Raw genomic sequence first — 21,816 nt, 5'->3', positions numbered from 1 at the left:
CGCGCCTACGCCTCGACGGCCTCTTCATCGGGCGCGAGGCTGTCCATGAACGAGCTCACCGAGAACACGGCCCGGCCCGCCCCGGCCGGGCCGTATCCGGGCGGCGACGAGAGCCCGAACTCGTCCATGGTCGACCGGTAGGCGTCGAGCAGCCGGATGTGGTACTCCAGCGGAGCGCCCAGCGGATTCGCCTTGCCGAGCGGCGTCGTCGGCTCGGGGCACCACGTGGTGAAGCGCGGCGTGATGCCCTGCGACATGAAGAAGCGCAGGCCCTCCGTGGTGGAGGCGATCGCCTCGTCCACCGACGTGAAACCGAACGGCTCGGCCATCTCGACGCCAGCCACGAAGTTCGGGATGACGTTGCGCGGCCCGAAGACCTCCGCCGAGTCGAGGATGCGCTTGTGCCACTCGTCGCGGCCGACGTAGCGCTCCTTGCCGGGGCAGTACAGCTCGAACAGGCGCCGGTCCCACACCTCGTAGTTGGGGTGGTAGATCTTCACGCCGTAGTCGTGGAACCGCTTCACGTCGTCGAGCGGCAGGGCCTGGGCCACCACCTTGCCGATCCAGCGGTCCGGGAAGCGCTCCTCGATGGCCTTGGCGTAGTGCCCGTAGAAGTCGGCCTCGTCGCGGCCCTGCACCTGGGAGGTGATGGAGCCGCCGGTGAGGGTGTACGCCGTCGACGCCTTCGCCGTGTCGTAGCGGTCGATGATGTCGAGGGCCTCCAGGACCTCCTCGACGTCCTTGACGCCGGTGTACGGGCGGCCGGCCGCCTTGTGCTGGCGCCAGTTGTGGTTGATGTCGCAGTACTGGCACTCCTCCTTGGCGCCGAAGTACTGGCAGACGCGGAAGACCGTGAGATAGATGAGGTAGCCCCACTGGATGGTGGGGGCCACCTCCATGACCGACTTTCCGTTGGCGAGCTTGTGCCGGTAGTAGTCGGGCATGGGCGGCAGGCCGACGTCGGCGATGCGCCTGCCGCCGAGGTAGAGGCCGAGCAGGCCGTCGTCGCCCGCCGCCACCCGGTACGGCGAGTTGGGGTTCACACGGACCGAGACGACCGTGCGGCGCAGGCCGTAGGGGCCGCCGGTGAGGACGATCTCCTCGGGCGGGCGACGCAGCGCGGCCTCGCCGAGCTCCGGCAGCGTGCCGTGGTCGAAGGAGAAGATGAAGTACGACTTCGGCTTGACCTCGCCGGACGCCTCGTTCGCCGTGTCGGTGAGCGCCGACTCGTCGAAGGCGATGCCGCCGCGCAGCAGGTCCTCCTTGAAGACCGCTTCCTTCGGCACGTGCGGGAAGCGCTCCATCAGGTCCTCGACCAGTGCCGTGCGGCTTCCCGCCCCGTCGCCTGTGCTCATCCCGATCCACTCCTCGCTCGCTGCCGGGCCGTGCTTCGGCCTCTCACGGTATGCCCCCGGATGTCCCGTGCCCGACGCCGGGTCCCGGTCCTGGGTGTCAGGGGTGGGCGAACCACGTCTGGGCGTGGGTGGGAACCCCGTCGTAGTCGAACATCACCTGGTTCTCCCAGGCGTTTTTGCTGCTCGGGTCGGCCGGGTCCCAGCCGTTGCCCTTGACGGCGGTCCAGGCGGCGTCCCACCAGAACGCGCCGAGCCCGAGCCCCTCCGGCACCGTCTCGACGACGCTCAGCAGGTCCCGCCACCATGCCGCCTGCCCGGCCTGGGTGGCCGCGTACCCGGCGAGCAGCTTGGCCTCGGTGTTGATCGTGTTCTCCCAGCCGTCGTCGTCGGCGAGCGTGAAGGGGTACGCGGTCTCGGCGACGTACAGCTGCTTGCCGTAGCACGGCGCCAGGTCGTCGAGATCGGCCTGGAGGTCGCAGAGGGGCGCCCGACTTCGACGCCGTGTTCGTGGCGTCCGACCTCATGGCGCAAGGAGTGCTCGCCGCGCTGCGGGCGGCAGGGCGCCGTGTGCCGCAGGACGTCGCGGTGGGTGGTTTCGACGACTCGCCCGCGGCGCTTTCGAGTCAGCCGGGCCTCACGACGGTGCGGCAGCCGTGGGACCGGATCAGCTCCGAGATGGTCCGGGTCCTGCTCGCGCAGATCGGGGGCGAGGCGCCCGCTGCCGTGATACTGCCCACGGAGTTGGTGCGGCGGGAGTCCGCACAGGGGTTCGGCCGGCGTCCGCGGCCGCGGCGGGCCGCCCGTCCCTCACCGCTACCTGGCAGTAGGGCGGGTCGAAACGGCTTGCGCGTGATCGAATCGGGCCGCAACCGCACTGACACAGCTTCCGAAAGGCAGCCTTCATGGTCGAGGTTCAGTCCGGCGTGCCCACCAACTGGGCCCGCAACATCACGTTTTCCGTCGGCGAGGTCCAGCGGCCCGGGTCGCTCGACGAGCTGCGGGCACTGGTCCGCGCGAGCGCGCACATACGGGTGCTCGGCAGCGGGCACTCGTTCAACACCGTCGCCGACGTGGACGCCGAGCGCGGCGGCGTGCTCGTGTCGCTGGGCGCGATGCCCGGTGGCATCGACGTCGACCGGGACGCACGGACCGTGCGGGTCGGCGGCGGGGTGCGGTACGCGGAGCTGGCGGCCGCGCTGCACGCGCACGGGTTCGCCCTGCCCAACATGGCCTCCCTGCCGCACATTTCGGTCGCCGGATCGGTGGCGACCGGTACGCACGGGTCGGGGGTGCGAAACCGCTCGCTCGCCGAGCACGTACGGTCCGTTGAACTGGTCACCGCGGGCGGGGACCTCGTCACCCTGTCGCGCGGCGACGCCGGGTTCGAGGGAGCCGTCGTCTCGCTCGGCGGGCTCGGCGTCGTCCTGTCGCTGACCCTCGACGTGCGGCCGACGTTCGACGTGGCGCAGCACGTGTTCGGTGAACTTCCCTTCGCCGGACTCGACTTCGCTGCCGTGTCCGGGTCCGCTTACAGCGTCAGCCTGTTCACGCGGTGGCTGGGTCCGCGCTTCGACCAGGTGTGGGTCAAGCAGCGCTGCCCGGAGCCGGTCGACTTCCCGTGGGCCGAACCTGCGGGAGAGGCGCGGCACCCCGTGCCCGGCATGCCCGCTGTCCACTGCACCCGGCAGTTCGGCGAGCCCGGGCCCTGGCACGAGCGGCTGCCGCACTTCCGCCCCGAGTTCACCCCCAGCAACGGCGACGAGCTGCAGTCGGAGCTTCTGCTGCCGCGCGAGCACGCCGTGGCCGCGTTGCACGCGCTCGACTCCGTGCGGGAGTCGATCGCCCCCGTGCTGCAGGTGTGTGAGGTGCGCACCGTCGCCGCCGACCTCCAGTGGCTCAGCCCCGCCCACGGGCGCGACAGCGTCGCCTTCCACTTCACGTGGGTGGCGGACAAGCGGCGCGCGCTGCCCGTCGCGGCGCTCGTCGAGGACCGGCTTCGGCCCTTCGACCCCCGGCCGCACTGGGGCAAGGTCATCACCACGGACCCGGGCCGGATCGCCGCGCGTTACCCGAAGGCCCCCGATTACGTGGATCTGGTGCGGCGCCTCGACCCGGAGGGGAAGTTCACCAACCGGTTCCTGCGGGACGTCTTCCACCTCTGAGTGCCGACAGGACTTTCGGTACGGCCTGTTGGACTTTTCTCACCCCTTCTTCCAACCCGTTTCCCAAGTCCCTAGCCTGGCAGGGCCAAGGGTGCCGAGCCGCGGCGAGGAGGCGGTCGTCGATGCGTCGTACCTCGCGTGACATCAGGACCGCCAACCGCCACGAAGTGCTGCGCCGCGCCCTGTCCCGCCCCGCCGTCTCCCGCCGCGAGCTGGCCGCCGCGACGGGCCCCTGCGGTCGCTGCTGGCCGAGCACGTCGCCCACCCGTTGTACCTGGACAACCCGCTGCGCGCCTGCACCGTCGCCGAGCTCTGGTCGGGCGCGGCGCGCGGCGCCGACGACGCGGTCGTGGTCAACCTCGGCACCGGCGTCGGCGCGGGCCTCGCCCTGGGCGGCGCGCTGCACCGGGGCGTGACCAACAGCGCGGGCGAGTGGGGTCACACGACGCTCGTGCTCGACGGCCGCCCCTGCCACTGCGGCAACCGGGGCTGCGTGGAGGCGTACGTCGGGGCGCCCGGCATCCTGCGCACGCTGGCGGAGCTGCGCCCCGGCTCCGCGCTCCTGCACCCCGACGACCAGACCGCCACCATCGAGGCGCTCGCCCGCGCCGCCGCCGAGGGAGCGCCCGACGCCCTCGACGTCGTGCGGGAGACCGCCCGTCTGCTCGGCCCGGCGATAGCCGACCTCGTCAATCTGCTCAATCCCGAGGTCGTGGTGCTCAGCAGCTGGGTCGCGAGCCGGCTCGGCGGGCCTCTCCTGACCGAGGTCCGCCGGGCCGTCGCCCGGCACGCCCTCGCGGGCCCGCTCGCCGCGACGCGGATCGTGCTGTCGCCGATCCCCAGCGATCCGGTGAGCCTGGGCGCCGCCACGTTCGCCCTGGAGGGCGCGCTCGCCTCGGCGGGCCACGTCCGCACGACGGCCTGACTCCGCCAGAACCCTGAGCCCTGAGCCCTGAGCCCTGAGCCCAGAACTCAGAACTCAGAACTCACTGCCCATCAGCCCACAGCCCGATGCCCTAGGAGCCGTATGTCCTCCTCGGATCACACCTCGTACGTCGAAGACGTCCTGCCCGGCACGGGAGCGCTCCCGCCCCGCGCCTGGTACGCCAGGTCGTCAGCCACCTCCTTCTCGCTCAACGGCAGTTGGCGCCTGCGTGTGTCGCCGACCGCCGACGCCCACGACTCCGCCTTCGCCTCCGCCTCCGCCTCCGCCCTCACTCCGGACGGGTACGACACCGACGACTGGGCCGAGGTGACCGTGCCCGGCCACTGGGTGCTCCAGGGCCATGGCGAGCCGATCTACACGAACCACCTCTACCCGTTCCCGGTCGACCCTCCGCACGTGCCGACCGAGAACCCGACGGGCGACCATCTGCGCGCCTTCGACCTGCCCGCCGACTGGCTCGCCGACGGTTCGGCCACGCTCCGCTTCGACGGCGTGGAGTCGTGCGCCCGGGTGTGGCTCAACGGCACCGAACTCGGCACGTTCAAGGGCAGCAGGCTGCCGCACGAGTTCGCGGTCGGCCCGCTCCTGCGGGCCGCCGGGAACGTCCTGGCGGTCCGCGTCCACCAGTGGTCGTCCGGCTCGTACCTGGAGGACCAGGACCAGTGGTGGCTGCCCGGCATCTTCCGCGACGTGACGCTGCTGCACCGCCCGGAGGGCTGCGTCGGCGACTGGTTCACGCACGCCTCGTACGACCACACGACCGGCGACGGGACGCTGCGCGTCGACAGTGAGGTGGACGGCCGGGTGACCGTCCCGGACCTCGGCATCGACGTGCCCACGGGCATGTCGGTCACCGTGCCCGTCGAGCCGTGGACCGCCGAGACACCGCGCCTGTACGACGGGGAGCTGGCCACCGAGGGGGAGCGGGTGCCGCTGCGCATCGGGTTCCGCACGGTCGCCGTCGAGGGCGGCCTGATCAAGGTCAACGGTACGCCGGTGCTCTTCCGTGGTGTCAACCGCCACGAATGGCATCCGGAGCACGGTCGTGCGCTGGACCTGGCGACCATGCGGCGTGACGTCGAGCTGATGAAGCGTCACAACATCAACGCGGTCCGCACCTCCCACTATCCGCCGCACCCCGCCTTCCTGGACCTGTGCGACGAGTACGGCCTGTGGGTGATCGACGAGTGCGACCTGGAGACCCACGGATTCATCGAGCAGGGCTGGCACGACAACCCGTCCGACGACGACCGGTGGACACCGGCTCTGCTCGACCGCGCCGCCCGCACGGTCGAGCGGGACAAGAACCACCCGTCGGTGGTGATGTGGTCGCTGGGCAACGAGGCCGGGACCGGGCGCGGCCTCACCGCGATGGCGGAGTGGATCCGCGAACGCGACCCGGACCGGCTCGTCCACTACGAGGGCGACGTGAACTGCCGTGACACCGACGTGTACTCGCGCATGTACGCCGAGCACGCCGAGGTCGAGCGGCTCGGCGCCCGGCTCGACGGAGGCCCGGCCCGGCGGCGCGAACTGCCGGTCATCCTGTGCGAGTACGCGCACGCCATGGGCAACGGGCCCGGTGGGCTCGCCGACTACCAGAGACTGTTCGAGGCGTACGAGCGGATCCAGGGCGGGTTCGTGTGGGAGTGGATCGACCACGGGATCGCGGACGAGCGGTACGGATACGCGTACGGCGGTGACTTCGGTGAGGAGTTGCACGACGGGAACTTCGTCTGTGACGGGCTGCTCCTGCCCGACCGGACGCCGTCGCCGGGTCTCGCCGAGTTCAAGAAGGTGATCGAGCCGGTCCGCATCGACGTGGACGCTCCGGCCGGTGGGACCGGGACGGCCGGCGCGTTCGGGGCGGCCGGGGCACCCGGCACGGTCCGTGTCACCAACCGCTATGACTTCCGTGACCTGTCGCACCTGTCGTTCGAGTGGTCGTTCCAGGTGGAGGGGGAGACGGTGCGGTCGGGCGCGCTCACCGTGCCGCCGCTCGGCCCCGGCGAGTGCGGCGAGGTGAAGCTGCCCGCGCCGCCCGAGGACGGGCGGGGCGCGCCGACGAGCTGGACCGTGCGGGCGCTCGACGCCGACGACCATGAGGTGGCGTGGGGGCAGTCGGCCCAGTCGGCTGCGCTTCCCGCGCCCCGACGGGGACCGCGCCGGGCCGACCAGCCGGTGCGCGGGCGGCAGCTGATCACGTTCGGTCCGGCCGCGTTCGACGCGCGCACCGGCGCCCTGCGGACGGTCGGCGGCGTGGACGTGGTCGGCCCGCGTCTGGACGTGTGGCGGGCGACCACCGACAACGACGACGGGGCGAGCTGGCAGGGCGACGAGCGACTCGGGTTCGCGTGGCGCGCGGTGGGGCTGCACCGCATGCGACACCGGCTGGACGGTGTGGAGTTGAGTGGTGACGCGCTGACCGTGCGGACGCGGGTCGCGCCGGCGGGCCGTGACATCGGGCTGCGGACGGTGTACCGCTGGACGGCCGACGCCGAGCGGGTGCGGCTGGCGGTGTCGGTGGTCCCGGAGGGTGACTGGCGCGTCCCGCTGCCGCGGCTCGGTGTACGACTCGGCCTGCCCGGTGGCGCGGACGCCACCCGCTGGTTCGGCGGCGGGCCCGGCGAGGCGTACCCGGACACCAGGGCCGCGTCGCGGATCGCGGTGTGGCACTCGGACGTGGACGCGATGCAGACCCCGTATGTGCGCCCGCAGGAGAACGGGGCGCGGGCCGACGTCCGGTGGGCCGAGATCGGGGGCCTGCGGATCGAGGGCGAGCCGGAGTTCTGGTTCACGGCGCGCCGCTGGACCAGCGAACAGCTCGACGCGGCCGAGCACCTGAACGACCTTGCCGCCGGAACCGCCGAAGCCGCCGGAGCCGCCGGAGCCGCCGGAGCCGCCGACCGCACGGTGTGGGTCCACCTCGACCACGGCCAGCAGGGCATCGGCTCCCAGTCCTGCGGCCCCGGTCCGCTGCCGTGCTACCGGCTGACGGCGGCGCCCGCCGAGTTCGCGTTCACGTTCCGGGCGGCGAGGCCATGACGCAGAGCGCCACGCAGACCGTCACCCAGACCACCGTCGCGCGGAATTCGTCGAGGTGGACGCTGATCACTATTGGTTTCCTCTGGGCAGTGGCGCTCTGGCGACGAAATTAGTACTGTCGGGCGGTCGATGTCGTACGCGCCGCACCAGGAGGGACCTCATGGCCTCGCTGACCGTCACCGAGCGGACCCGGCACCGCCGCCTGCGCGAGCAGGGCAGCCTCGACCGGGACGCGCTCGACGCGATCCTCGGCGCCGGGTTCGTCTGCCACCTCGGCGTGCAGGTCGACGGAGACCTCCTGGTGGTCCCGACCGTCTACGGCTGCGACGGGACCACGCTGTACTTCCACGGCTCGGTCGCCAGCCGCAGCCTGGCCGCCGCGCCCGGCACCCAGGTCTGCGTGACGGTGACCCACGTGGACGGGCTGGTGCTGGCCAGATCGGTCTTCGAACACGGCGTCAACTACCGCAGCGCCATGGTCTTCGGCACACCCCGGCACGTCGGCGACCCCGACGAGAAACTCGCTGGGCTCCGCTGCCTGACCGAACAGTCCACGCCGGGACAGTGGGACTACGCGCGCCGCCCCAGCCGCAAGGAACTCGCCGCGACGGCACTGCTCGCCCTGCCGCTCGACGAGGTCTCCGTCAAGATCCGCACCGGCGCCCCCGAGGACGGCGAAGGACCTGACGCCGAGCTCGGCCTGTGGGCGGGCGTGCTGCCGCTGCGCACCGCGTGGGGCGCGCTCGAAGCGGATCCACTGCTGGACAAGGGCATCGAGCCGCCCGCCCACCTGGCGCGGCGGGCGGGCACCCGCTGCCCGGGTACCCGGGCAGGCGACGGAGCGGCGCGGTTGACATGATGTGGACGTGAACTTCCGCTCGATCTACAGCCACGGTTTCGCCCGGGTCGCGGCCTGCACCGGCCACGCCGCCATCGCCGACCCGCCCGCCAACGCGGAGGCGGTCCTGCGCCAGGCGCGCCGCTGCGCCGAGGACGGGGTCGCCGTCGCCGTCTTCCCCGAGCTGTGCCTGACCGGCTACTCGATCGAGGACCTGCTCCTTCAGGACGCGCTGCTCGACGGCGTCGAGGGGGCGCTCGCGACCGTCGTGGCCGGGTCGCAGGATCTCATGACGGTGCTCGCGATCGGCGCCCCGCTGCGCCACCGCAACCGCGTCTACAACTGCGCGGTCCTCGTCCACCGCGGCCGGGTCCTGGGCGTCGCGCCCAAGTCGTACCTGCCGAACTACCGGGAGTTCTACGAGCGCCGCCAGCTCGCCCCCGGCGACGACGAGCGCGGCGGCACCATCCGCGTGGGCGGCACGGACGTGCCGTTCGGTACGGATCTGCTGTTCGCCGCCGACGACGTGCCCGGTCTGGTCCTGCACACCGAGATCTGCGAGGACATGTGGGTGCCGGTGCCGCCGAGCGCGGAGGCCGCCCTCGCCGGAGCGACGGTCCTGCTGAACCTCTCCGGCAGCCCGATCACCGTCGGCCGGGCCGAGGACCGCGCGCTGCTGTGCCGCTCGGCGTCCACGCGCTGCCTCGCCGCCTACGTGTACGCGGCGGCCGGGGCCGGCGAGTCCACGACGGACCTGTCGTGGGACGGCCAGACGATGATCTACGAGAACGGGTCGCTGCTCGCCGAGACCGAGCGGTTCCCGCGGGGTGACCGGTACGCCGTGGCCGACGTCGACCTCGACCTGCTCCAGCAGGAGCGGCGCCGCATGGGCACGTTCGACGACAACCGCCGCACGCACGCCGCGCGGACGGCAGGCTTCCGGCGCGTCGGTTTCCGGCTCGGCGCGCCCGACGGCGATCTGGGCCTGCGCCGCCGGGTCGAGCGGTTCCCGTTCGTCCCGGCCGACGCCGACCGGCTCGCCCAGGACTGCTACGAGGCGTACAACATCCAGGTCGCCGGGTTGCAGCAGCGGCTCGCGGCGATCGGTGACCCGAAGGTGGTCATCGGGGTGTCGGGCGGGCTGGACTCGACGCACGCGCTCATCGTCGCGGCGCGGGCGATGGACCGCGCGGGCCGTCCGCGCAGCGACATCCTCGCGTACACGCTGCCCGGCTTCGCCACCGGCGACCACACCAAGTCCAACGCGCACAAGCTGATGAACGCGCTCGGCGTCACCGCGCACGAGCTGGACATCACGGCGACGGCTCGGCTGATGCTGCGGGAGATGGGCCACCCGTTCTCGGCGGGCGAGCCGGTCTACGACGTCACGTTCGAGAACGTACAGGCGGGTCTGCGCACCGACTACCTGTTCCGGCTCGCCAACCAGCACGGCGGCATCGTGCTGGGCACCGGCGACCTGTCGGAGCTGGCGCTCGGCTGGTGCACGTACGGCGTCGGCGACCAGATGAGCCACTACAACGTCAACTCCGGTGTGCCGAAGACGCTCATCCAGCACCTGATCCGCTGGGTCGTCAGCAGCGACCAGTTCGGCGCCGAGACCGGCCGGACGCTCACCGCGATCCTCGACACCGAGATCAGCCCCGAGCTGGTGCCGGGCGAGGAACTCCAGTCCACCGAGTCGAAGATCGGGCCGTACGCGCTGCACGACTTCACCCTGTACCACGTGCTGCGGCACGGGTTCCGGCCGTCGAAGATCGCGTTCCTGGCGTGGCACGCGTGGCGGGACGCGGACGGCGGTTCGTGGCCTCCGGAGTTCCCCGGCGCGAAGCGGGTCGCCTACGACCTGGGCGAGATCCGGCACTGGCTGGAGTACTTCTGCCGTCGCTTCTTCGCGTTCGCGCAGTTCAAGCGGTCCGCGATGCCGAACGGGCCGAAGGTGTCGGCGGGTGGTTCGCTCTCGCCGCGCGGCGACTGGCGCGCCCCGTCCGACGGCAACGCCCGCGCGTGGCTGCGGGATCTGGAGCGGTGGGAGTGGCCGCAGAGCCCGCAGGACAAGGCCGGGCAGGCGGGAGTTTGAAGACAGGGCCTAGCCCGGCGCCCCCGCGCCTGCCCGGGCCGTCACCCGCTCCCCCGCCCGAAAGGTCCTGCGGTACGCCGCCGGTGACACCCCGATCGCCGCGTGCAGGTGCTGGCGAAGTGACGCGCCCGTGGCGAAGCCGACCTCGGCCGCGATCCGGTCGACCGGCAGGTCGCTGGACTCCAGCAGGTCGCGGGCCCGGTGCACACGTTGCTGGACGAGCCAGCGGCCCGGACTCGTACCGGTCTCCTCCTGGAAGCGGCGGGCGAAGGTCCGCTCGCTCATCCGGGCGTGCGCGGCCAGTTCACGCAGGGCCAGCGGGCGGTCCAGGCGCTCCAGGGCCCAGGCGCGGGTGGCGGCGGTGCCGGTGGAGCCCTCCTCGGGGACCGGCTGCTTGATGTACTGGGCCTGGCCCCCGTCCCGCCACGGCGGTACGACGCAGCAGCGGGCGACGAAGTTGGCGGCCTCACCACCGTGGTCGGCACGGACCAGGTGCAGGCAGACGTCGAGTCCCGAGGCGGCGCCCGCCGAGGTCAGCACGGCGCCGTCGTCGACGAACAACACTCCTGGGTCCAGGTCGACTTGGGGGTACAGGCGGCGGAAGACGTCTGCCATGGCCCAGTGGGTCGTCGCGGGCCGCCCGTCGAGCAGCCCGGCGGCGGCGAGCGCGAAGGCGCCCGTGCAGATGGAGACGAGCCGGGTGCCGGGCCGGATACGGGCGAGCGCGGCGCGCACCGCGTCGGGCAGCGGCTCGGCGATCCGTTCCATGTCGTACGGGGGCACGATCACCGTGTCCGCGCCGTCGAGCGCCTCGGGGCCATGCGCGACCGTGACGGTGAAGTCGGCGTCGGTGGTGACGGTGCGGTCGTCGCTCGCCGTGCAGGTCACCACCTCGTACGCGTCGGGGAGCATGGCGAACACCCGGTTGGGGATGCCCAGTTCGAACGGGTAGACACCGTCGAGGGCGAGCACGACGACGCGGTGCGGGGCGGTGTGCTGATCGGCCATGGCAGGATTCTATCGGTGAGTGGCGACCTTGCCACTGTCCTGGTCCGGACGGGTGCAGCAGGCTTGGGGCCATGAGCGAGAACACCATGAAGGCCGTCCGTCAGAGCGCGTTCGGCGGGCCCGAAGTCCTTGAACTCGTCGATGTCCCGCGTCCGGCGCCCGGTGTCGGCGAGATCCTCGTCGCCGTGCGCGCGGCGGGCGTCAACCCGACCGACTGGAAGCACCGGGCGATGGCGATCTTCCTCGGCGAGCCGCCGTACACGCTGGGCTGGGACGTGTCGGGCGTCGTCGAGGCCGTGGGGATGGGCGTGTCCTTGTTCCGGCCCGGCGACGAGGTCTTCGGCATGCTGCCCTACCCGCACGGGGCCGGTTCGCACGCCGCGTACGTGACGGGGCCCGCCCGCGCGTTCGTGCCCAAGCCGATGGGGCTGAGCCACATCGAGGCGGGGGCGCTGCCGCTGGCCGCCCTGACCGCCTGGCAGGCCCTCGTCGACACCGCGGGCGTCGAGCCGGGACAGCGGGTGCTCGTGCACGCGGCGGCGGGCGGCGTCGGGCATGTCGCCGTGCAGATCGCCAAGGCGCGGGGCGCCCATGTCGTGGCCACGGCCAGCGCCGCCAAGCACGAGCTGGTGCGGAGCCTGGGCGCCGACGAGGTCATCGACTACCGGACGGCCGATTTCACTCGGGAGACCGGCGACCTGGACGTGGTGCTCGACCCCATGGGCACCGAGAACTGCCTGCGCTCCCTGGACGTGCTGCGGCCCGGCGCGATCCTCGTCTCCCTCCTTCCCGACATGAGCGGCGAAGTGGCCCTGAAGGCCGCGAAGTCGGGGGTGCGCTCCACGTTCATGCTGGTCGAGCACGATCAGGCGGGGATGGCGGCCGTCGCGGACCTCGTCGCGTCCGGGCGGCTGCGCGTCCACGTGTCCGGCACGTACCCGCTCGCCGAGGCGACACGGGCGCACGCGGAGGGCGAGACCGGTCACGTCACCGGGAAGCTGGTCCTCACCATGGACTGAACGGCCGGTCATCGGCTGCGTACAGCGGGTCAACCGGACGTAGACTGGAGGGACTTGAGTCGTCCGTGATCCACGTGATGTCCTGGGGGGAGGCCGCCCGCCGTGACGCAGCAGCAGCTCAACCGGAATCCGCCTCGGCAGCGCCCCGCGCCGCGACCGCCCGCCCGGCGGGGATCGGCGCCGCAGCGACTCGTGGGCTGGCTGGGCGGATTCGGCGCGCTGGCCGCGGCCTACGCCGTCTTCCAGGGGCTGTACGGGCTGTTGCCGAGCGGACTGTCCGCCGAGGCGGCGCGGTACGCGGTGGCGACGGTCGGCGGTGTCGGGGCGGGCGCCGTGGTGTGGCTGGCGGCGGCCCTGCTGCGGGCCCGGCAGGCCGAACAGGCGGCGCGATCGGGCCGTTCCCCGCTCCCGCCGGACGATCCGGGGCGGCTGACGGCGCTGGTGTCGGCGACGTACGCGACGCTGGTGGACGAGCTGTGCACGGTGGACGACCCGGCCACCGGCAGGCGTCTGACCGGCTGGACGCACTCACTGGGCGAGCCGGGCCGGAACCGGCCGACGCCGGTCGGCACCGCCTACGGCCTGCATCTCGTGCTCGATCTCGGCATGCCCGACGGGCGGCTGAGCGCCGGTGAGCTGGCCCGCACCCTGTGGGCGCTGCGTCTTGCGGACGGCGGCTGGTCGGCGCGCTCGCAGGGCACGCAGGCGCGGCCCGAGGTGACCGCGCTCGTCCTCGGCGCGCTGGCCAGGGCGGGCGCGGACCCCGACCGGATCGCGGCGGAGGCCGACCTGTGCACATCCGGCTTCACCCGCGAACTCGACCGTACCGGGTATGAGTTGACGCATGTCGTGACGACGGTGCTGCGCGGCCTGCTGCGCGCGGCGCCGGACGACCACGAGCGGCTGAGCACGCTGCGCGACGTGCTCGTGGCCGGGGCCGTGCCCGACCCGGACCGGGCGGGACACCCGCGCTGGGGCAACCGCCTGACCACGCCGAACGGCCCGCCGTCCGCCCTGTACACGGCGCAGGCCGTGGTGGCGCTCGACCGCGCGGCGCACGTCCTGGGCGAGACCGACGAGGCGCGTACCGCCCGCGAGGGCGGGGTGCGCTGGCTGCTCGCCTGTCCGGGCGTGCACCACGACAACTGCCCCGACCTGACCAACAGCCGCGAGGAGATCCGCCGCCCGCGCACCGACGAGCCCTTCCACACGGAGGTGCTCAACGTCCGTCACTTCGCGTCGAGTTGGGTGACGCGGGCGCTGCTGACCCCGGGGGCGCGGGAGGTGGCGCACGCGGACGGCACCGAGCGGGTGCGCCGCCGCCTCGTCACCGGCGCCGCCGCGGCCGTGTGGCGGGGGCAGACGGACGGGATCTGGACCTGGGTCAGGGACGGTTCCACGCAGCTGAGACGGCCGATATGGATGACCTATCAAGGTCTTTCGGCGCTGCGTGCGCATGCCTTATGGATGTATGAACCATAAGGCGGCGGTACCGGGAGGGCGTATGGCGGGTGGTCGACTGGTGGCTTCGGCGCGGCGGCTGCTCGGCGAGGCCCTGGACGTGGCGGCCCCCGAGGCGGATCTGACCCGCGCGGCCCGTGACGTGGTCGCGCGCCTGGGCACGCCGGAGCGGCTGGCCGGTCTCGTACGGGACCTCGCGGCGGACGGCGCGGCGGGCGGCGACGACACGGCGCGCCGCGCCCGGCTCTCGTACCGGCACGTCCTGGGCTTCGACAAGCTGCTGCTCATCGACGGCGGCCCGCACCACATGCTCCGCGCCCACGTGTGGCGGCCGGGCGCGCGGGCGCCGGAGGACATCCACAACCACCGCTCACCGCTCGCCTCGTCCGTGGTGCGCGGCTCGCTGCGCATGGAGCTTTTCGCTCCCGCGACCGACCCGCGAGCCGGCCGGGCGGCGGCCCGCTACCGCGAGTCCCTGTCGGACGGTGCCGCGGACTGGCTCCTGGAACCGGCCGGCGCGGCGCGCCTTGATCTGGCGCACGTCGCCGAGTACCCGGCGGGCAGCAGTTACGCCCTGCCGTCCCACACCCTGCACCGGGTCCGGACGACGGCCGCGGCCCCGACGGTCACGCTGTTCCTGGAGACGGGCGCGGGCCGTCGCCGCCACACGGATGTCTTCCTCGCCGCGGACGCCGACCCGCACGCGGCCGAGGTGGCGAAGACGCCGCTGGACGCCACGGAGTACGTGACGGAACTGGAGGCGCTGGCGGCTCTTCTCACGCGTGGGTGAGGCGCCCGTGAGCGGGTTTGAGCCAACCGGCGTCAGGCGTGGTCACGCGGATCACGCAGATACGGCCCGGCCTGCGCCACGATCTCCCGGTTGTAGTCGTCGACCTCCACGGTGTCGAGTTCGTGGGGCCACAGCCACGCCGCGGCCTGGTCGGCGAGTGGCAGCGCGATGTCGGTGGTGAGCGGGTAGACGAGGAAGTTGTCCTGCCGGTTCTTCACCTCTCGGCCTCGGTATCGGCTGACGAAGGAGGATTCGCCGACCTTGCGCACGACCGCGCCGAGCAGCCCGGTCTCCTCCTTGAGCTCACGCAGCACACCGTCCTCGGGACGCTCCCCCGGTTCGAGCTTTCCGCAGGGAACGCCCCACACGCGCGGCAGGAACCGCTCGGTCTCACTGCGTCTGACCAGCAGAACGCGCCCGCCGAGCGTGACCACCGCGGCGGCGAGCCGGTTTTCGGGAGGGGAGTCCACCCGCCAACCGTAGCGCGCGGAAGCGAGGACGGCACCCGGGCGCAACGGGCATTGCGGCACGGCGTGTTGGCTCCGGAGCGCGTGCGCGCTCAGCGCACGACCCGGCGCGCCACGAGCCCCTGGTCACGCAGCGCGTCCCGGACGAAACCGGCGTATTCGGTCGCGCCCCGGACCGATGTGTGGGTGTTGTCACGTTTCTCGTCGTAGAGGTACAGGCCCTTGGACGCCTCGGGGCCGAGCGCCTCCACGGCCGCCTTGGTGCGCGCGGTCAGGTCGATCAGCGGCACACGTTCGGCGGCCGCCACCTGGCGCATGACCCCGGGCAGGTCGACGCCGAGGCCGTTGACGATGAGCGCGATGCCGTTGTCGAGCGTGCCGTCCCTGTTGAACCAGCGGCGCACGATCGGTGTCACCAGGACCGGCCTGCCGCCCTGCACGCGCACCCCGGCCACCAGCTTCTCCAGGTTGGCCCGGTAGGTGGCCTCGTCGGTCGTCTTGTCGTTGTGGGCGAGCTGGATCAGGGCGAGGTCGCCCGGCCGGATCAGCGGCTTCACGGTGGCGAAGAGCCTCGGGTCGGCGAGGTAGGTGACCGTGCTCTCGCCCGAGTCGGCGTAGTTGGCGACGGACACGCCCCGCTTGAAGTACTGGGGCAGCTCCTGCGCCCAGCCGGTGTACGGGGCGGCGGGCTGGTCGCACACGGTGGAGTCGCCGATGACGTAGATCTTCGGTGTGGTGGGGCGGGCGGGCCTGACCTGAATCGATGCAAGCTCGGGGGCGGTTCCGGCGAAGGTGAGGTCGAGCCCGTCGCTGCCCTCGGGACCGGTCGGCTCGCCTTCAGGGGTGCGGACGTCCACCGTGAAGGAGCCGTGGACCGTACGCCCCGGCGCGGTGGGCGTCTCGGCGAGCAGGGCGCGCCGGGTCTCGCCGCTGACCGAGGTGCTGCCCGCCGCGTCGCCGCCCAGTTCGACGCGTACGTCGTAGTCGCCGGGCGGCACGTCGAAGTGGCAGGTCACGGGGGCGGTTCCGGTGCAGTGGCGGAGCCCTCGGGCGGCGGCCGCCCCCGGGGCGGCACGGACGGGCGTCAGCGCGCCCGCGGCGGCGATCGCGGCGACGGCGGCGACGGTGGCCAGGGACACGGACATGGACGCGACGGCGGGACGTCGTCTCGGTCTCACTGTGGGCTCCTCACGAGTGCCGACGGCGCCCGGGCAGGCACCGGCGCAGGACCATAGCCGAGGGGGCAAGCGCTTTCTAGACCTCTTGCAACGATTCAAGTAAATGGGCCGATTTCCCAACTCCCTTTCTGAGCGGGGGGTTTCGCGAACGCCGTTCGACTGTCACGCTCCCGAACCACCCGCACCACCACCCCACACAGAAGGGCACCGTCATGCCCGAGAACACCGTGCGCCGTCGCACCCTCATGGCGTCCGCGGCCTCGGCCGCCGCCGCGGCGGCCGTCGCCGGGCCGCTCTCCCTTCCCGCCTCCGCGGCGGCCTTCGGCTACGGCGACGACGGCTCGCACTACGTGGTGAACACCGGCGCGAGCCTCGTCTTCAAGGTCAGCAAGGCCAACGGCGACCTGTCCTCGCTCGTCTACAAGGGCACCGAGTACCAGGGCTACGGCGGCAAGAACTCGCACATCGAGTCGGGCCTCGGCGCCTCCACGGTCACGATCAGGCAGTCCGGTCCGACGATCCTGATCTCGGTCACGTACAAGACGCTGAGGCTGTACTACGCGGCCCGCAGCGGCGAGAACAACGTCTACATCTGGACGAACAAGGCCGACGGCACGGTCAGCGCCACGCGCTACATCGTCCGCGTCCAGGCGGGCAAGTTCCTCAACGACCAGCCCGACTCGTACACCTACGCGCCCACCCTGATCGAGGCCAAGGACGTCTTCGAGAAGTCGGACGGCCAGACCAGGTCGAAGCACTACTCGAAGCTGCGCGTCATCGACTACGACTACATCGGCTGGAGCGCGGGCGGCGTCGGTCTGTACATGGTGCGCTCCAACCACGAGAAGGCGTCCGGCGGCCCGTTCTACCGCTCGCTGCTTCGCCACCAGAGCGCGGACGGCGGCGGCATCTACGAGATCCTCTACTACGGGGAGAACCAGACGGAGGCCGAGCGGTTCGGGCTCCAGGGCCCGTACGTCATCGCCTTCACGGACGGCGGCGCGCCCTCGTCCTCGCTCCACCACGCGAACATCGACACCTCCTGGGCGGACTCGCTCGGCATCTCGGGGTATGTCGCGGCGGGCGGGCGCGGGCGCGTGGCAGGCGTGGGGATCGCGGGCCGTGACACGTCGTACCCGTACACGGTCGGGCTGGCCAACTCGGCCGCGCAGTACTGGGGTTCGGCGCGCGACTCGGACGGCTACTTCTCGATCACACGCGTTCTGCCGGGCACCTACACGCTCACCGTGTACAAGGGCGAACTGGCCGTGCACACCGGCTCGGTGACGGTCACGGCGGGCGGCACGACCACGCTCCACACCATCACGGTCCCGTCCTCGAACGATCCCTCCAACGCGAGCGCGATCTGGCGGATCAACGACTGGGACGGCACGCCGGGCGGCTTCAAGAACGCGGAGCTGATGACGTACGCCCACCCGTCCGACGTGCGCGCCGCGCCCTGGAAGGGCAACGTCGTCATCGGCAGCGGAAGCGAGACGTCGGCGTTCCCCTGCTACCTGTGGAAGGACGTCAACAGCGGCATCATCGTCTACTTCCGGCTCACCGCCGCGCAGCTGGCGGCGGCGCACACCCTGCGCATCGGCGTGACGACCGCGTACGCGAACGGCCGCCCGCAGGTCGTCGTCAACGACTCCTGGACCTCGGCGATCCCCTCCCCGCCGGCGCAGCCGAGCACCCGCTCCCTGACGGTGGGGTCGTACCGGGGCAACAACCACACGTTCACGTACAGCGTCCCGGCGTCCGCCTGGCAGACGGACGCCAGTGCGTACAACACGCTGAGGATCTATGTGGTCAGCGGCTCCGGTACGACCTCCTACCTCAGCGCGGGCACGGCGATCGACGCGATCGACCTGCTGGAATGACCGGCTGATGTAGCGTCATGCCCCGAGTTTCCACTGCTGGTTGGTGCCGCCGTTGCAGCTGTAGGTGATGACGGCGGCGCCGTTGGCGGTGGAGGCGCCGGACACGTCCAGGCACTCGCCGCTCGCGCGGGACGTGATGTTCAGGTAGGTGCCGGTGGCCGTGGCGGGCGCCCACTGCTGGGCGGGATCGGACGTGTCGCAGTCCTCCTGGGTGACGTCGCTCGCGTTCTCCCGCACGCACAGGGAACTGTTCTCGACGACGAGCTGGTAGTAGCCGCTGCCGACGGGCCTGAACCAGTACTTCTGGTTGGCGCCGCCGTTGCAGTCGTACTGCTTGATCCGGGTGCCCTGCCACAGCGACCGGCTGGTGACGTCGGCGCACTTGCCGCTGTGCCGGGCGACGAGCGTGTCGTACGTGGCCGCGGTGCCGGTGACGGTCCCGGCGGCCGTGTCGACGGTGATCTCCGGCGACCAGGACATCGACAGCGAGGTGGAGGTCGGGAAGGCCAGCGGCAGCCACACGTACCGGGAGTCGTTGACGGTCCCGCCGAAGGAGTTGCCCCACCGGTCGCCCATGTACAGGTACGAGGTGCCGGAGGCGCCCTGGACGGGCAGCACGTACGCGGTCTGGGACCCGAAGGCGGTGGAGTCGCCGACGTTCTTCATGGCGGTCCAGGGGCCGGTGACGCTGGTGGCGGTCGCGTACTGCTGCTGGTTGGGGTTCCAGCCGGTCGAGCCGGAGGTGAGCATGAAGTAGACGCCGTCGCGCTCGAAGAGGGCCGGAGCCTCCCGGTGGGCGCCCGCCCAGGGGTTGGCGGCCAGACTCGCGATGCCGGTGTAGTCGGCGGTGAGCTTGTAGATGTGCAGGTCGTAGTTGTTCTTGGCAGCCGAGACCATGTAGCCGGTGCCGTCGGAGTCGACGAAGGCGGTGATGTCACGGGACATGTACTGGCCGAGCGGGCGGAAGCTGCCCTTGTAGGCGTAGGTCCCGTCGACCGTGTCCGAGACGGCTACGGCCGCACGGGCCTCGGTGTAGTCGCTGCCGTTCTCCTTGTGCATCCACATCACGAACTCGCCGGTGGCCGCGTTGTAGATGACCTTGGGCCGCTCGATGTCGGCGGTGGCCAGCTCGGCGGCGGAGCTCTGGGTCAGGACGTGGTTGCGGAACTCCCAGTGCGTCAGGTCGGTGGAGCGGTAGGCGTCGACGGACCGGAAGGTGTTGTCGCTGTTGCGGTCCTCGCCGAACCAGTAGTAGTACTGGCCGACCTTGATCACGCCGCCGCCGTGCGCGTGCACGGGGCCGCCGGACGTGTCGGTGAACCGGATGCCGTTGAGGATGCTCTCCGGGGCGGCCTGGGCGGTTCCCGCGCCGAGCAGGGCACCGGCCAGGGACAGGCAGAGGGCCAGCAGGATCGCGTAGGCGCGTCTCATCTCAGGCTCCTTCGTTTTGCCGCGTCGCGTCGGCGACCGGGACGCCGAAGTCCGGGGTGCCGTCCGCGTGCCAGCCCAGGCGCTGGACGCGCGTGTGGCGGTTGGGGTCGTGCAGCGGGTCGCCCTCTATCTCCTTGTACGGGCGGGCGTGGTAGACCAGCACGTCGGTGCGGCCGTCCTCGGCGACGGTGAAGCAGTTGTGGCCGGGGCCGTACTGTTTGGACGTGTCGTCGCTGGTGAAGACGGGCTCGGCGGACTTGGACCAGTTGGACGGGTCCATCAGGTCGCGGTCCGCGTCGGCGGTCAGCAGACCGATGCAGTAGTGGTAGTCCGTGGCGCTGGCCGAGTAGGAGAGGAAGACGCGGCCGTTCCGCCGGATCGCGTAGGGCCCCTCGTTGACCTTGTAGCCGACGCACTCCCAGTCGTACTCCGGTGTGGACAGGCGTATCTGAGGGCCTGTCAGGGTCCAGGGGTTCGCCATGCGGGAGAGGAAGAGGCCCGTGTTGTTGTCCATGCCGGGCTCGTGCTGCGCCCAGGCGAGATAACGCTCGCCCCGGTGCGTGAACGTGGTGGCGTCGAGCGAGAACGTCTCCCAGGCCGTCTTGATCTGCCCCCTCTCCGTCCAACTCCCCTGGAACGGATCGCGGTTGCCGTTCTCCAGGACCCAGATCCGGATGTCCCAGACGCTCTCGGCGGGCGCGGAGGCGAAGTAGATGTACCACTTGCCGCCGATGCGGTGGATCTCCGGCGCCCAGATGTGCGCCCCCATGACTCCCGTGGCGTGCTTGCGCCAGATCACCGACTCCTCGGCCCTGGACAGCCCTTGGAGCGTACGTGAGCGGCGCAGCACGATGCGGTCGTACTCGGGCACGGTGGCCGTGAAGTAGTAGAAGCCGTCGGTGTGCCGGTGGATGTGCGGGTCGGCGCGCCGTTCGACGATCGGGTTGCGGTAGGCGGCGGAGCGGGGGCCGCCGAGTCCGCCGCCCGTCGCGGCGTCGGCGCTGCCCGGCAGGGCGAGGCAGGGGAGCGCGGCGAGCGCTCCGGCGGCCATGGCGCCCTTGAACAGGGCTCTGCGGGAGGACAGTTCGGGGGACGCGGGGGTGGGGCGGCTCACGGGAGACCTCCAGGGGTCCACGGCGTTCGATGCTCGACACGTGATGTTCGAGATTTCGGTCACTATCTGTGATGACGAACATCGAGAACGTAAGGGCGCGTCACGGGGAGGTCAACACGTCTGCCAGGACAGTCCGTCGACTAGCGTCAGCGCATGAGCACTCTCCTCGACGCCATCGCCGCCGGGCCCGTCGTGCTCGACGGCGGCCTGTCCAACCAGCTGGAGTCCGCCGGGTACGACCTGAGCGACGCGCTGTGGTCGGCGCGCCTGCTCGACGAGGACCCCGCCGCGATCGTCGCGGCGCACCGGGCGTACTACGAGGCCGGTGCGAGCGTGGCCATCACGGCGAGCTACCAGGCCGGCTTCGAGGGATTCGCGCGCCGTGGCGCGTCCCGGGAGCGGGCGGCCCGGCTCATGGCCCTGAGCGTCGATCTGGCGCGGGAGGCGGCGCGCGCGGCCGCGGTGCGGCGGCCACTGTGGGTGGCCGCGTCCGCGGGGCCGTACGGGGCGGTGCTCGCGGACGGCTCCGAGTACCGGGGCCGGTACGGACTGAGCGTCGCCGACCTGGAGGCGTTCCACCGGCCGCGCCTCGAGGTGCTCGCTGCCGCGCGGCCCGACATCCTCGCCCTGGAGACCGTGCCGGACGCCGACGAGGCGCGGGCGCTGCTGCGGGCGGTGCGCGGGCTCGGCGTCCCGGCGTGGCTGTCGTACTCCGTCGCGGGCGGGCGCACGCGGGCCGGGCAGCCGCTTGAGGAGGCGTTCGCGGCGGTCGCCGACGCCGACGAGATCGTCGCGGTGGGCGTCAACTGCTGTGCCCCGGACGACGCGGACGAGGCGGTGCGGGTCGCGGCCCGGGTCACCGGCAGACCGGTCGTCGTCTACCCCAACAGCGGCGAGCGGTGGGACGCGGTCGCCCGCTGCTGGACCGGGGCGTCGACGTTCTCCGCCGCGCGGCGTCCCGCAGATCGAGGTCTCCTTCGACATCGACGCCAACGGCATCATGCACGTGACCGCGAAGGAC

Annotated in this window: 15 protein-coding genes and 4 pseudogenes; 12 read left to right on the top strand and 7 right to left on the bottom strand. The window is 71.9% G+C overall.

What is annotated here, in order from left to right:
- Positions 1-5: 5 nt before the first annotated feature.
- Together OFY01_RS14195 and OFY01_RS14190 are read right to left on the bottom strand one after the other, a co-directional pair.
- Positions 6-1,355, bottom strand: coding sequence for a radical SAM protein (locus OFY01_RS14195; protein ID WP_266599832.1), 1,350 nt, complete (start codon positions 1,353-1,355; stop codon positions 6-8).
- A 97-nt stretch (positions 1,356-1,452) separates the two neighbouring features.
- Positions 1,453-1,782, bottom strand: a complete 330-nt coding sequence (locus tag OFY01_RS14190; protein WP_407700341.1) for a glycosyl hydrolase 53 family protein — start codon at positions 1,780-1,782, stop codon at positions 1,453-1,455.
- 56 nt (positions 1,783-1,838) lie between these two features.
- Between OFY01_RS14190 and OFY01_RS14185 the strand changes: the two are divergent.
- The 6 genes and pseudogenes from OFY01_RS14185 to OFY01_RS14160 form a co-directional block, all read left to right on the top strand.
- Positions 1,839-2,114 (top strand): annotated as a pseudogene (locus tag OFY01_RS14185) (substrate-binding domain-containing protein); the annotation flags it as partial.
- 143 nt (positions 2,115-2,257) lie between these two features.
- Positions 2,258-3,517, top strand: coding sequence for an FAD-binding protein (locus tag OFY01_RS14180; RefSeq protein WP_266599830.1), 1,260 nt, complete (start codon positions 2,258-2,260; stop codon positions 3,515-3,517).
- 223 nt (positions 3,518-3,740) lie between these two features.
- Positions 3,741-4,442: pseudogene (locus OFY01_RS14175) on the top strand (ROK family protein); the annotation flags it as partial.
- A 102-nt stretch (positions 4,443-4,544) separates the two neighbouring features.
- The gene (locus tag OFY01_RS14170) at positions 4,545-7,508 is read left to right on the top strand and encodes a glycoside hydrolase family 2 TIM barrel-domain containing protein (RefSeq protein ID WP_266599828.1); all 2,964 of its coding nucleotides are present in this window, start codon (positions 4,545-4,547) and stop codon (positions 7,506-7,508) included.
- 160 nt (positions 7,509-7,668) lie between these two features.
- Positions 7,669-8,367, top strand: coding sequence for a pyridoxamine 5'-phosphate oxidase family protein (locus OFY01_RS14165; RefSeq protein WP_266599826.1), 699 nt, complete (start codon positions 7,669-7,671; stop codon positions 8,365-8,367).
- Positions 8,368-8,374: 7 nt separating this feature from the next.
- A complete protein-coding gene (locus OFY01_RS14160) occupies positions 8,375-10,444 on the top strand; it encodes an NAD(+) synthase (RefSeq protein ID WP_266599824.1) in 2,070 nt (689 codons plus the stop codon).
- A 9-nt stretch (positions 10,445-10,453) separates the two neighbouring features.
- Here OFY01_RS14160 and OFY01_RS14155 read toward each other — a convergent pair whose 3' ends face one another.
- Positions 10,454-11,452, bottom strand: a complete 999-nt coding sequence (locus OFY01_RS14155; RefSeq protein ID WP_266599822.1) for a GlxA family transcriptional regulator — start codon at positions 11,450-11,452, stop codon at positions 10,454-10,456.
- A gap of 86 nt (positions 11,453-11,538) precedes the next feature.
- Between OFY01_RS14155 and OFY01_RS14150 the strand changes: the two genes are divergently transcribed.
- From OFY01_RS14150 to OFY01_RS14140, 3 genes are all read left to right on the top strand, one after another.
- Positions 11,539-12,471 carry an NADP-dependent oxidoreductase gene (locus OFY01_RS14150; RefSeq protein ID WP_407700340.1) on the top strand — a complete coding sequence of 311 codons (933 nt, stop codon included), beginning with the start codon at positions 11,539-11,541 and terminating at the stop codon, positions 12,469-12,471.
- Positions 12,472-12,573: 102 nt separating this feature from the next.
- The gene (locus tag OFY01_RS14145; RefSeq protein ID WP_266599818.1) at positions 12,574-13,953 is read left to right on the top strand and encodes a prenyltransferase/squalene oxidase repeat-containing protein; all 1,380 of its coding nucleotides are present in this window, start codon (positions 12,574-12,576) and stop codon (positions 13,951-13,953) included.
- 22 nt (positions 13,954-13,975) lie between these two features.
- Positions 13,976-14,722, top strand: a complete 747-nt coding sequence (locus OFY01_RS14140) for a cupin domain-containing protein (RefSeq protein WP_266599816.1) — start codon at positions 13,976-13,978, stop codon at positions 14,720-14,722.
- A 32-nt stretch (positions 14,723-14,754) separates the two neighbouring features.
- On the opposite strand, the gene OFY01_RS14135 is transcribed toward OFY01_RS14140, so the two are convergent.
- Both OFY01_RS14135 and OFY01_RS14130 read right to left on the bottom strand, forming a co-directional pair.
- The gene (locus tag OFY01_RS14135) at positions 14,755-15,192 is read right to left on the bottom strand and encodes an NUDIX hydrolase (RefSeq protein ID WP_266599814.1); all 438 of its coding nucleotides are present in this window, start codon (positions 15,190-15,192) and stop codon (positions 14,755-14,757) included.
- Positions 15,193-15,281: 89 nt separating this feature from the next.
- The gene (locus OFY01_RS14130) at positions 15,282-16,334 is read right to left on the bottom strand and encodes a rhamnogalacturonan acetylesterase (protein WP_266599812.1); all 1,053 of its coding nucleotides are present in this window, start codon (positions 16,332-16,334) and stop codon (positions 15,282-15,284) included.
- 245 nt (positions 16,335-16,579) lie between these two features.
- On the opposite strand from OFY01_RS14130, the gene OFY01_RS14125 reads away from it, so the two are divergent.
- Positions 16,580-18,250 (top strand): rhamnogalacturonan lyase B N-terminal domain-containing protein, encoded by a 1,671-nt coding sequence (locus OFY01_RS14125; protein WP_266599810.1) that lies wholly within the window; start codon positions 16,580-16,582, stop codon positions 18,248-18,250.
- A gap of 15 nt (positions 18,251-18,265) precedes the next feature.
- Here the strand turns inward: OFY01_RS14125 and OFY01_RS14120 are convergent, their stop codons facing one another.
- Entirely contained in the window at positions 18,266-19,681 is a 1,416-nt protein-coding gene (locus tag OFY01_RS14120) for an RICIN domain-containing protein (protein ID WP_266599808.1), read from the bottom strand.
- Position 19,682: 1 nt separating this feature from the next.
- Complete coding sequence (locus OFY01_RS14115) at positions 19,683-20,732, bottom strand: glycoside hydrolase family 43 protein (RefSeq protein WP_266599893.1); 1,050 nt, start codon at positions 20,730-20,732, stop codon at positions 19,683-19,685.
- A gap of 216 nt (positions 20,733-20,948) precedes the next feature.
- On the opposite strand from OFY01_RS14115, the pseudogene mmuM reads away from it, so the two are divergent.
- Both mmuM and OFY01_RS32570 read left to right on the top strand, forming a co-directional pair.
- A pseudogene (gene mmuM, locus OFY01_RS14110) lies at positions 20,949-21,749 on the top strand (homocysteine S-methyltransferase); the annotation flags it as partial.
- Positions 21,742-21,816 (top strand): annotated as a pseudogene (locus OFY01_RS32570) (Hsp70 family protein); the annotation flags it as partial. The pseudogenes mmuM and OFY01_RS32570, both read left to right, overlap by 8 nt.

Origin of the sequence: Streptomyces beihaiensis (assembly GCF_026274175.1) — a bacterium.
GTDB classification, from domain to species: Bacteria; Actinomycetota; Actinomycetes; order Streptomycetales; family Streptomycetaceae; genus Streptomyces; species Streptomyces beihaiensis.
This window is presented reverse-complemented; position numbering and strand designations above follow the sequence as displayed.

Bases quoted from the DNA above. Each gene is read 5' to 3' on its own strand.
- OFY01_RS14195 (WP_266599832.1), bottom strand. From the start codon at position 1,355: ATGAGCACAGGCGACGGGGCGGGAAGCCGCACGGCACTGGTCGAGGAC.
- OFY01_RS14180 (WP_266599830.1), top strand. From the start codon at position 2,258: ATGGTCGAGGTTCAGTCCGGCGTGCCCACCAACTGGGCCCGCAACATC.
- OFY01_RS14170 (WP_266599828.1), top strand. From the start codon at position 4,545: ATGTCCTCCTCGGATCACACCTCGTACGTCGAAGACGTCCTGCCCGGC.
- OFY01_RS14165 (WP_266599826.1), top strand. From the start codon at position 7,669: ATGGCCTCGCTGACCGTCACCGAGCGGACCCGGCACCGCCGCCTGCGC.
- OFY01_RS14155 (WP_266599822.1), bottom strand. From the start codon at position 11,452: ATGGCCGATCAGCACACCGCCCCGCACCGCGTCGTCGTGCTCGCCCTC.
- OFY01_RS14150 (WP_407700340.1), top strand. From the start codon at position 11,539: ATGAAGGCCGTCCGTCAGAGCGCGTTCGGCGGGCCCGAAGTCCTTGAA.
- OFY01_RS14140 (WP_266599816.1), top strand. From the start codon at position 13,976: ATGGCGGGTGGTCGACTGGTGGCTTCGGCGCGGCGGCTGCTCGGCGAG.
- OFY01_RS14130 (WP_266599812.1), bottom strand. From the start codon at position 16,334: ATGTCCGTGTCCCTGGCCACCGTCGCCGCCGTCGCCGCGATCGCCGCC.
- OFY01_RS14125 (WP_266599810.1), top strand. From the start codon at position 16,580: ATGCCCGAGAACACCGTGCGCCGTCGCACCCTCATGGCGTCCGCGGCC.
- OFY01_RS14120 (WP_266599808.1), bottom strand. From the start codon at position 19,681: ATGAGACGCGCCTACGCGATCCTGCTGGCCCTCTGCCTGTCCCTGGCC.
- OFY01_RS14115 (WP_266599893.1), bottom strand. From the start codon at position 20,732: ATGGCCGCCGGAGCGCTCGCCGCGCTCCCCTGCCTCGCCCTGCCGGGC.